The organism is Enterococcus sp. CWB-B31 (assembly GCF_020567645.1).
GTDB lineage: Bacteria > Bacillota > Bacilli > Lactobacillales > Enterococcaceae > Enterococcus_L.
The window spans coordinates 13,537-24,172 of sequence record NZ_JAJDJW010000002.1 but is presented as its reverse complement, the minus strand read 5'-3'; the positions used below and the strand labels follow the sequence as shown (position 1 = coordinate 24,172).

Sequence of the window (10,636 nt, the reverse complement as noted above, 5' to 3'; positions counted from 1 at the left end):
TCGTGGTCTTTTTTGTATATGAACGGATACAAGCAAATGTGATTTAATTGAAAAGACTTAAAAACTTTGATAGTGTTGTAACCTTCAACTATTTAAGTAAGTTTATCATATTCCCAAGGAGACTCGCATGTCAGCTGTGTCGCTGTCAATAATTTGATGAGTCCAGGATTGGATGAAGAGCTGGACTTGAAAAATGCGGCTCCTTGGGAATATTTGTTAGAAGAAATGTCAAAACTGACATTGACAGCTTGAGCCTTGTACATGCGTGACAACGAGCCTTCTTGTGTATGGTGCTGGTTGAGAACTTTTCAAGGCTGATCCCAAAGTTTTTACCCAACTCTGCCAGTTACAGGTATATACCCCAGCTCGTTGTCAAGCCTGTACTAGAGAGGCTGAAAACTAAATAACGAGCGAATTTTAATAAGCGGCTAACTTGAAATTTATAATTGATTGTTTGAATAAAAAAATGAAAAAAGAAGAAATTCTCCTGATTACAGACTTTCAGGAAGAGAATTCCTTCTTTTTTATTTAATGTCTCTGACTCTTTTTGTTTCCTTGTTTCCTAATTAATATACAACTAATAGTCTCAAAGTTAAATATATTCAGTAATTTCCTGCGCCGCTTCTTCATCCAGAATGAGTGTAAAGTTTGGATGAAGCTGAAAGACAGAGGAGGGAACACTTTCAGTAACCTCGCCGAAGAAAGCTTTTTTCATGATGTTTGCTTTACTCCTTCCAGAGGCCATCATGATAATTCTTGGAATGTTCATAATACTTCTTGGTCCCATCGTCACATAACCGTCAGGAAGTTCTTCCGGATTACCATTAACTTCTCCTAATAAAATATCTTTCATATCTGGTCTGGAATCAATAGACACGAAGGTTGTCTGATCACAAAATTTTGTTGTATAAGGCAGATTTCCGCAAAAATGTCCGTCTGCACCAATCCCTAGAAAGACAATATCCAGTCCGCCAACTTGTTCAAGGTAGTCATCATGTGTTTGATAATTGTCCATTGTTAGTTTATGAAGCTGTGCATCTTCAATACCAGCTTTATCAAAAAAGCTCTTTTTTAGATTAGTTATAGTAACACCATCTCCGCCGCTTTGATGAAAAGGAATTTCATCAAAGTTGTAGAAAGTTGTGTCTGGTATTGGTTTATTTTTTAGAATATACTCTGAAGCTATTTCATAAGCTCGGATCGGGCTGCTTCCTGCAGTAATGGAAATATTTTTGAACCCTTCTTCATAGATGGCACTGATTAATCTTTCTGAAATGCGACTGCTCATTTCCTCATAGTTTTTTGTTACAATAATTTTCATTTATTGTGCCCCTTTCAACTCTTTTTATTATATAATAATGTCTATAGCCACTATAGAGTCAAGAGGATGGAGTGAGATTTTGAAAAATTTTCTTTCGATCGGGGAGATGGCTGAATTATGCGGTATCTCCATTCAAAGACTGCGTTATTACAGCAATATAGGATTAGTAGAGCCGATATATGTGAATCAGGAAAATAATTATCGTTATTATGGTATAAATCAAAAGCAGACGATCTTTTTGATTCAAACGCTTCAATACTTAGGATTGGATTTGAAGGATATTTCAGGATTTATTTCAGATCAGCAGTCCACCGATCATACAGCAGAAAAAATAGATGAGTATATTCGAAGAGAGGAAGAAAAACTGACTCGGATTCAACTGATTACAAGTATTCTATTTGAAAAAAAGGATTCAACAAAGCTCCCGGAGTTTTTTTCTACCCTCGAATTTGAATGTCAGGATGAAACAACTGTTTTTGACTATGGTGATGAATGGATGGCGGCAGCCAAATTTTTTAGGAAAGAGCTGCTTAAACGAAATCTTTCTTTAAGCTATTTGTTTTTTTGCGGTGTTAAATTCCATCAAGTTGATGATAGAAAAAAATATTTTTATTATATGGAACTGCCAGGGGTGTTTTCTGACGCATTGAACGAAGAAAGATATGAAGATTATGATCTATTCTTTTCTCAAGCAGAGAGTCCTTCCAAGCTTTTACATTCCAGTCAAACAGTTTATATTTTGAGGTTGCCGGAGTCGGTAAGTAAAAGCAATTATAGAGTGCTGCAGCTAAGGCAGTAGAAATAAATTGGTAAGAGGTTGAACTATTTAGTGTGCTGTTGAAAAGGAAAAAATAATGCAAGCCATTTTATTGGCAGCAGGATAACGTGAAGAAGCTGAGCAGTTAATTTACTGATGAGGCCATTTAAAAAATGCTGCCGATAACAAAAAGAAGTCTAATTAAGTAGAACGGGGGAATAAGAATATGAAAAAGGATGATGGCAATTTACTGGCAATTGGAATTTCGCTGGGGCTGATATTCGGCTTGCTGATGGATAATCTGGCAATTGGTTTATGCATAGGGGTTGCATTAGGAGCCAGCGGTGCTTTTGCAACCAGAAACAAAAAGAAAAAGAAGGATAAAGAATAAGAGTACTGTTGATAATACACTTAAGACAAACGATATGGTGAAGGAATCCTGTGTACAGAAAACGAATTATTTCCTCGATACAGCAGAACTGACAGGTACTGAATTGATGAGGTTTTTCCTGTTAAAATTTTGCTGTATCGACTGAAAGGTTACATTAGGGTGTATCTGAAAACTCAAGCGGCGAATAGTTTGATGATTTTTATCAAACCCCTCGTCATAAATACTCGCTTATAAACCACATAAGCTGTGTTTTCTTCCTTGATTTCAACAAAAATCACTGAAAAATTCGAATGCCACTAACTTTTCAGATACACCCTAGTCGATGGAGGAGATAAACCAATTGATTAAAGCTGCCTTCGCTGTATGAACGATGTCTTATTATTGTAAAGAATGGCTGTTTTTATGAGATAAATGAGTCAGTGAGAAAAATATTAATAGATCAAAATTTTTATATTAAGAGGGCTGTAGAAAAATTTTTAGACTTATTGGTAATCGTTACACAGGTACGCAGATCAGATTGAGAACGAAAATTGATTTTCTACTAAAAATGATGAGGCGTGAGCTTTACCGGAGTTTTCAGAAGTGTTTTGATTATGGTGTCATTAAAGAAATGAAGAATAGGGAGTGGAGGACTGACTTATTGATAAAAGAAAAACAAAGCTGGATAAACGAAAAAATCTGATTTTTATTATTGTCTTCTGCTTGTTAGCTGTTTCAGTTGTGTATGCGTTCATCATGATGCAGAGTGCACCTTCCGGAATTTCCAATAAGGAATATAAACTTGTGAAAAGTGATTATGTACTGATGGTATTGCAGTGTCTTGTTGGAATGATTGTTATTTTTATTCCATACAGAGTAGAAAAAATGTACGGGATTGATATTCCGGATTTAATGGAAATCCTTTATTTTATTTTTCTGTTTTGTGCAATATACTTGGGAGAAGTACAAAATTTTTATTATAAAATTCCTTTCTGGGATATGATTCTCCATGGATTTAGCGCGGGAATGCTTAGTGCTTTAGGATTTTTGATCGTTGATTTCATCAGCAGAAGTGAGAGAACAGAGGTTTATTTGAGTCCCTTCTTTGTCAGTCTCTTTGCCTTTTGTTTTGCGACAACCTGTGGAGTATTGTGGGAGGTTTATGAGTATCTGGCAGACCATTTTCTACAAACTAATATGCAGAAATTTATGACAGCAGATGGAAAGATTCTTGCAGGACATGAGGCGCTGGGAGATACAATGAAGGATATCATGGTGAATTTACTGGGAACATTGATTGTTGTGGCAATCGGCTATCTGCATTTGAAAAAGCAGGAGAAACGAAAGAGTAGATTGTTAACCTGAAAATTATTGGAAAGCACAAGAATATTTATTTAGCAGAGAGTTGTTTTAACGAAAAGCAGCTCCTGTTTTTATTTTATGGACATTTTATTAATATATATTTCGCATTAGCAAACTGTGAAATCGGATTTACAAAAGTGAATAAAAGTGATTGTGTATGTTATTCGTGATACGTTATAATTTTAAAGATAAAGTATTTAGTGTTAGTTTAATTTCACCATTGCGGAACAAAAGCTTAGGGAGTTGAAAAATGAAAAAGTTTAGTTGTATGGCAGTCTTGTTTTCGTTGCTATTGATTACAGCCTGTTCATCTGAGTCAGGAAAGGGTCAATCTTTTAAGGAAGCACATGATGCATTTGAAACAAAACTGATTAGGGAGGAAAGTGATCAAAATCCTGTACCGGAGCCTCCCGCAGGTGTTTTTGACTTAGTTTACTATGATTCTGAAGTTGGAAAACTTGCAGCCTATGTTTCAAGTGATCCGGGAGAGAATGAAAAGCGTCCAATGATGATTTGGGCGACCGGCGGCTGGGGAAATGGACTCGATGAAATTGCCTGGTCTTATCCGGATTGGGAAAATGATCAGACTGCATCTGCATTTAGAGAAGCCGGGATATTGATGATGTATCCCTCTTTTCGAGGAGGCAGCGGCAATCCGGGAAACTATGAAACACTTTTTGGCGAAGTAAACGATATTGTTTCAGCCTATGAATATGCTGCTTCATTGCCTTATGTTGATCCAGATCGTATTTATCTTGGCGGACACAGTACAGGCGGTACTCGAGCACTGCTTGCTTCTGAGTATACGGATCAGTTTCGTGCGGTATTTTCGTTTGGACCGGTAGATGATGTCAGTTACCATAATGCTTCTGAATTTACCTTTGACATAGAGAATAAAGAAGAGTATAGATTACGTTCGCCGATTCACTGGTTGTCTGATATCAAATCACCTACATTTGTAATTGAAGGATCAGCTGGAAATGCCAGTAATCTCAAGGAAATTGAACGCCAATCTAAAAATGAAAATTTGCAATGCTTTATTGTTGAGGATGCGGATCATTTTTCTGTACTTGCACCGGTTACCAGACTATTTGCACAGAAAGTTATTAAAGATACAGGAGTGGAACCGGATATTTCTTTGACTGAAAAGGAATTACAGACAGCGATGAAACAGGTACCGGAGAAAATATATCCTCTGATGAAAACGTACAGAAATGAAATGTTTGGCTTTGGAATGGAAATCCCGGCTATCTGGGAAGTTTTTGACGAATCAGAAGATGAAGCGGACATCATGTTTGCTTCGGCGTATGAAGGAGATAATTTCTGGGAAGCGTCTTTATTGTTCAGTTACGTGTATGAAGCTGAATCTGCTGTTGCCTTTAGCGAATTCATTCAATACTTAAATTCTGAAGGTGATCAATATGAGGGAAGTGAGATTGATATAAATGGGCAGAAAGCTTTTTCTGCAGAATGTCTGACCTACAGCAGCGGCATTTCGTTTTATAGTAAAGTTATTGGTATTCAAAAAAATGGTAAATTTTATGAGTTTTGGTTTGATACACCGGAAGAATTTTGGGAAGATGCAAGCATTATCTTTGAGCAGGTGATTGAGTCAATTACGTTAAAATAATTTTTTATAAGGAATTATATCTTTTAATTGGCTATACGATGAAATAGTAGTTTAATGCCATCCTTTCCTCGTAATATAAGGAAAGTGATGGCTCTTGTTTTAACCATTTAAATTGACTTTGCCATTGTAACTCCTTTAAGATTATTTATAAATAATGAAATTCGATGGAAAATTACAGATTTTCCCATCTTAGTTAATTTAATGAAAACATAAAAGGAGCTGCTAATGAAAATAGTAATTGCAGATTATTCTGATTCGATGATGCCCGCACATGAATATGAACGGGAGATTTTGAAACATGGGTTAAAAGATTGTGAAGTTGTTGTTTATGAATACAGTGACGAGCAAAGGGCAGAATTTTTTGATGTAATTAAGGATGCGGACGCTCTCTTGACCGCATTTATTAGAATAGATGCTGAAGCGATGGATCATGCGCCCCATTTAAAAGTCATAGCCATAAATGCAACAGGCTACGATAATGTAGATTTGCTGGAAGCAAATAAGCGAAAGATCGGTGTATGTCCGGTTGGTGAATACTGCACAGTTGATGTCGCAGAATTTACAATTTCAATGATGATGGCTTTGGTTAAAAATCTGAAAGTTTACAGTCAGGCTGTTGATCTTCATCATCAATGGAGGTATGACTCGGGTGTACCTAATCGACGATTGGAAGAAATGAAATTGGGTATTTTTGGCTTTGGAAAAATCGGCAGACAGGTCGGCAAACGAGCGAAAGCATTGGGGATGAAAGTCATTGCCTGTGATCCATTTATTGATCAAAACATCGGGAAAGAGTTGGGGATTGAACTGGTTGATAGAGAGGAAATTTTTGATCACGCAGAAGTTATTACTAATCATATGAACCTAAATAAGACCAATGTTCATTTTTTCAACTCTGCTGTTTTCAGAAAAATGAAACGACAGCCCTATTTTATCAATATGGGTCGCGGGACTTGTGTGGTAGAGAATGATTTGATCAAAGCGTTGAATTATGAATGGCTTAAGGGAGCAGCGTTGGATGTTCTAAGTGATGAAACACCTGATTTGGCGAATCATCCGCTGGTTGGACGAAGTAATGTACTGATCAGTCCTCATGCAGCCTTTTATTCTTCGACATCTATTCGGGAGCTGCAAAGGATCTCAACAGAAAATATTGTCTACTATTTGAATGGTGAAAAAGAAAAGGTGTTCAAACTGGTAAGTGAGAATTAATAAATTATACATGCTTTTCAAGCTATGACTTGGGGAACAGAATTATAGCAGATTTATTGATAGAAAAAATAGAACAGCGAAAGGTGAAAAATTGAAACTACGCATACTATAATTCAGCTCCTAAAGGCTAATTAGCAAGTAAAATTCTTTGGAATATGAGGGTCTCCTCCGTTCTACTATAGGTTCCTTTATTATTGCTCTGACCAAATTATAGATTACAATAAAAGATAATGTTCAATAATAGAAAATTATAACTTATGTACGTCAATGATAAGAACAAGCAGCTGCAAAAGTGTAATGGTATGAAGCTGGCAATCTTTGAATGTGTAAACATTCAAACTTTAAATAGAGTCAGTCCTCTTGATCCAGCAGAATGATATGCGAATGACAATCAGATGAAGCAGCAATAATTCATTCCTGTATTAAAAGCTTGCTTCTACGAATGTTCGTCACATGTCTTATGGTTATGCAAGATAAGCTGCAAATTATATAGTGGAGAACAAATCGGCATTTTTTACGAGGTGTTCCTGTGCTGACTGCACATTTCTTGGATTAGAAGTATAGCTCAGTTTTAAATCAGTCAAGATATTAATAGAACTGGCGACTTATTTCCTTAATAGTTTTCAGGCCGATCCTGTAAAGTGCATAATTAAATAAATAGATAAAAAATCCTTGGACTTTATGTATGTCTAAGGATTTTTTTATTATCTGAATATTGAGTAATTCAGAATTGGAAGGAATATCAGTTTTTCTATAAAGAAAAACTGATTTAAAAAGGTGGTTTCTATAATTTGAAATTACAAAAAATGAGAGCTTCCTAAGCTTTATCTAGCAAATTCCAGAATTAATCTGAAGTGTCGAAAGTTAAGTTTCTTAGCTGTTTATGGATGATACATTTTATCCAAAAAACAAAAAAAGTTCTGTTAGAGATGATAGTTTATTTGAATGAAATAAGCCAACTGTTCTTCATCCTCCCTACTAGAACATCAAAGTCTAAAGCTTGTTAAATAGAAATACACTCATTAGATTTTTTATTCAATTCTATTGACTTCTATAACTAACTGCGTTAATATCGAATAGCATTAATTACTAACACTATTAGTTATTAATAATTCAATATAATTATTTTGAAAAAAGGAGGACTCCTATGTCATTCGCGGAAGAAGCTGAAAAAGAGCTCGTTCAATTGATGATCCAAAATCGTGATGGTGCATTTAGCCGGTTTGAAAAGAGTAACAGAGGTGAAAACATTGTCATCAAGTTTCTTGATATTCAGGGTGAACCGATCAGTCCTAAATATTTGGCTGATTCATTGAATCTTTCAAGTGCACGGATTGCGGCTGTTTTAGGAAGTTTAGAGAAAAAAGGACAAATTACTCGTCACATGGACCCTAAAGATCGTCGCCGTATTAATGTCACTTTAACCGCCTGTGGGAAAAAAGCTGTAAATGCGGAGAAAAGAGAGATGCGTGAGAGAATAATTTGGGTTTTTAATCAAATGGGTGAGGAAGATACAAAGAAGTTCATTGAGCTGACTTCCAAGTTCATAGGATACTCCCAAAAATTCTCCATGGAAGAGGAAGGTGACTGAAAGTGAAAATATTTAAATATCTAGGGGAATACTGGTATGCAGTCATCGCAGTTCTTGTACTTTTAGTCGTGCAGGCACGTAGTGATTTGAGTTTACCGAGCTTAACATCGAATATTGTCGATGTCGGTATTCAACAGGGAGGGCTTGAATACTCCACTCCTGAAAAAATAAGGAAGACAACTCTTCAGGGAATTAAAATGTTTATGACTGAAGATGAGAAGCAGACGATTGAAGACAATTATAAGTTGACAACAGAGACCATTGATGGAAAAGAAGTTGAAGTGTATAAGTTAAACCTTCAAAAGAATATGACGGAAGAAAAACTGGCAGATATTTTTAATTTGCCAATGCTGATGCTAGCATCTTCACAGGCAAAAGATTCATCTGGAGCTAGTGATACTAAAAAGGTTTTGGATGCCTATACAGCTATCTCAGAAGATGCAGAAAAAGCCCGGAAACTTGGTGCCGAAGCTGCTTCTTTAGGCGAACAGGCAAAAGCTGCCGGAGAAGCTGCGGCTGCAGCAGCAGATATGGCTGAAGCTGCTGAAAAAGGTGCCGAAGCAGAATCTTTGGCAGCAGAAGCACAGGCAAAAGCTGCTCAGGCCCAGGAACTGGCAGATTCCATTAAAGAGGCAACAGCTGCTATGCCGACTAAAGTTGAGGCAGCACGCAAAGCTATCAAAGAGAGCCTGGGTGATTTGGGTGATAATTCAATGCGGACAGTTGGGATTCAACTGACTTTGGCAGAATATAAAGCATTGGATATGGATATTCAGCAAATCCAAACGGACTATATAATGAAAACCGGATATCAAATGATTCTGTTGACACTTATTTCAGCAGTTGCTGCAATTATTGTTGGACTGATTGCTTCGCTGGTTGCCGCTGCAGTTGGACGCAATTTGCGTGTTGGTCAATATGAACGAACGCTTCAATTTTCAAATACTGAAATGGAAAAATTTTCTCCGGCTTCCTTAATCACTCGTAATACAAATGATATCCAACAGATGCAAATGGGTATTGTTATGATTATGCGGATGGTGCTGTATGCGCCTATTCTGGGAATCGGCGGAATTTACAAAGTATACAAAACAGGAACAGGTATGGGCTGGATTGTCGGTGTTGCTGTAGTTGCCGTTCTGGTGTTGGTATTAACCCTATTGCTCTTTACTATGCCTAAATTTAAAGCATTGCAGAACTTAGTTGACAGAGTGAATCTGGTTTCCCGTGAAATTATCACAGGATTACCAGTTATCCGTGCTTTTTCACGTGAAAAATATGAGGAAGCGCGCTTTGATGTTGCAAATACAAACTTGATGAAAACTCAATTGTTTGTCAATCGCTCCATGTCTATTATGATGCCGGTCATGATGCTAATGATGAATGGTATTTCAATCCTCATTGTATGGGTTGGCGGACACGGCATGAATAATGGGCAGCTGCAGGTTGGGGATATGATGGCCTTTATCACATATACAATGCAGATTATTATGGCATTCATGATGCTGTCAATGGTTTCAATTATCCTGCCTCGTGCAAATGTAGCTGCCGGTCGTGTTGAAGAAGTACTGGAAACAGTACCGACAATTAAAGATCCTGAAAAACCAAAAGATGATCATGACTTTAAGGGTGAAGTGAAGTTTGAAGGCGTACAGTTTCGCTATGGAGATGCGGATGAAGATGTGCTGCATCATATTAACTTTACTGCAAAACCTGGACAGACGACTGCGTTGATCGGTTCAACAGGTTCAGGGAAATCAACCATTGTAAATCTAATTCCGCGCCTTTTCGATGTAACAGGTGGACGGATTACAATTGACGGTGTAGATGTTCGTGATATGACCTTGCATAAACTGCATGAGATCATGGGCTTTGTACCACAAAAAGGAGTTCTTTTCTCGGGAGACATTGCTTCGAATATTAAGTTCGGTGATGCAGATATTTCAGATGAGCAGATGAGAAAAGCAGCTAAAACAGCTCAAGCAGAAGAATTTATTGATTCAAATGAAAAAGGCTACAGTCGTGAAATTTCTCAAGGAGGCACCAATGTTTCCGGCGGTCAGAAACAACGTTTGTCGATTGCCCGTGCTTTGGCGAAAAATCCTAAAATTCTTATTTTTGACGATTCGTTCTCAGCGCTTGATAATAAGACAGATGTAGCTTTACGTAAAGCTCTTTCTGAAAATATCAAAGAAGCAACACAGATCATTGTTGCCCAAAAAATCTCTACAATTATTCATGCTGACAATATCATTGTTCTAAATGAGGGACGCATCGTAGATCAGGGAACACATGAGGAACTAATGCAGTCATCGGAAGTCTATCAGGAAATTGCTCAATCGCAGTTAAGCAATGCTGAATTAGGCTTAGAAGAAGCGGATTAAGGAGGAGCG

General features: G+C 37.1%; 8 protein-coding genes. 7 read left to right on the top strand and 1 reads right to left on the bottom strand.

Features of this window, described 5'->3' with window-relative positions; translation table 11 throughout:
• Window positions 1-592 precede the first annotated feature (592 nt).
• Window positions 593-1,321, bottom strand: coding sequence for a glucosamine-6-phosphate deaminase (locus LI954_RS02815; protein ID WP_202067188.1), 729 nt, complete (start codon window positions 1,319-1,321; stop codon window positions 593-595).
• Between the two features lie 79 nt (window positions 1,322-1,400).
• On the opposite strand from LI954_RS02815, the gene LI954_RS02810 reads away from it, so the two are divergent.
• The 7 genes from LI954_RS02810 (at window position 1,401) to LI954_RS02780 (ending at window position 10,627) form a co-directional block, all read left to right on the top strand.
• Window positions 1,401-2,120, top strand: a complete 720-nt coding sequence (locus LI954_RS02810) for a MerR family transcriptional regulator (RefSeq protein WP_202067187.1) — start codon at window positions 1,401-1,403, stop codon at window positions 2,118-2,120.
• Window positions 2,121-2,304: 184 nt separating this feature from the next.
• A complete protein-coding gene (locus LI954_RS02805) occupies window positions 2,305-2,469 on the top strand; it encodes a hypothetical protein (protein WP_229443502.1) in 165 nt (54 codons plus the stop codon).
• Between the two features lie 783 nt (window positions 2,470-3,252).
• A complete protein-coding gene (locus LI954_RS02800) occupies window positions 3,253-3,813 on the top strand; it encodes a hypothetical protein (RefSeq protein WP_202067185.1) in 561 nt (186 codons plus the stop codon).
• A 247-nt stretch (window positions 3,814-4,060) separates the two neighbouring features.
• Window positions 4,061-5,440, top strand: coding sequence for an alpha/beta hydrolase family protein (locus LI954_RS02795; RefSeq protein WP_229443500.1), 1,380 nt, complete (start codon window positions 4,061-4,063; stop codon window positions 5,438-5,440).
• 225 nt (window positions 5,441-5,665) lie between these two features.
• Complete coding sequence (locus LI954_RS02790; RefSeq protein ID WP_229443498.1) at window positions 5,666-6,652, top strand: NAD(P)-dependent oxidoreductase; 987 nt, start codon at window positions 5,666-5,668, stop codon at window positions 6,650-6,652.
• A gap of 1,147 nt (window positions 6,653-7,799) precedes the next feature.
• On the top strand, window positions 7,800-8,243 hold the full coding sequence (locus LI954_RS02785) for a MarR family winged helix-turn-helix transcriptional regulator (protein WP_229443496.1): 444 nt from the start codon (window positions 7,800-7,802) through the stop codon (window positions 8,241-8,243).
• Window positions 8,244-8,245: 2 nt separating this feature from the next.
• On the top strand, window positions 8,246-10,627 hold the full coding sequence (locus tag LI954_RS02780; RefSeq protein WP_229443494.1) for an ABC transporter ATP-binding protein: 2,382 nt from the start codon (window positions 8,246-8,248) through the stop codon (window positions 10,625-10,627).
• Window positions 10,628-10,636: the final 9 nt, after the last annotated feature.

Excerpts from the sequence above, each read along its gene's own strand:
- LI954_RS02795 (WP_229443500.1), top strand. The coding sequence starts at position 4,061 with ATGAAAAAGTTTAGTTGTATGGCAGTCTTGTTTTCGTTGCTATTGATT.
- LI954_RS02805 (WP_229443502.1), top strand. The coding sequence starts at position 2,305 with ATGAAAAAGGATGATGGCAATTTACTGGCAATTGGAATTTCGCTGGGG.
- LI954_RS02785 (WP_229443496.1), top strand. The coding sequence starts at position 7,800 with ATGTCATTCGCGGAAGAAGCTGAAAAAGAGCTCGTTCAATTGATGATC.
- LI954_RS02790 (WP_229443498.1), top strand. The coding sequence starts at position 5,666 with ATGAAAATAGTAATTGCAGATTATTCTGATTCGATGATGCCCGCACAT.
- LI954_RS02815 (WP_202067188.1), bottom strand. The coding sequence starts at position 1,321 with ATGAAAATTATTGTAACAAAAAACTATGAGGAAATGAGCAGTCGCATT.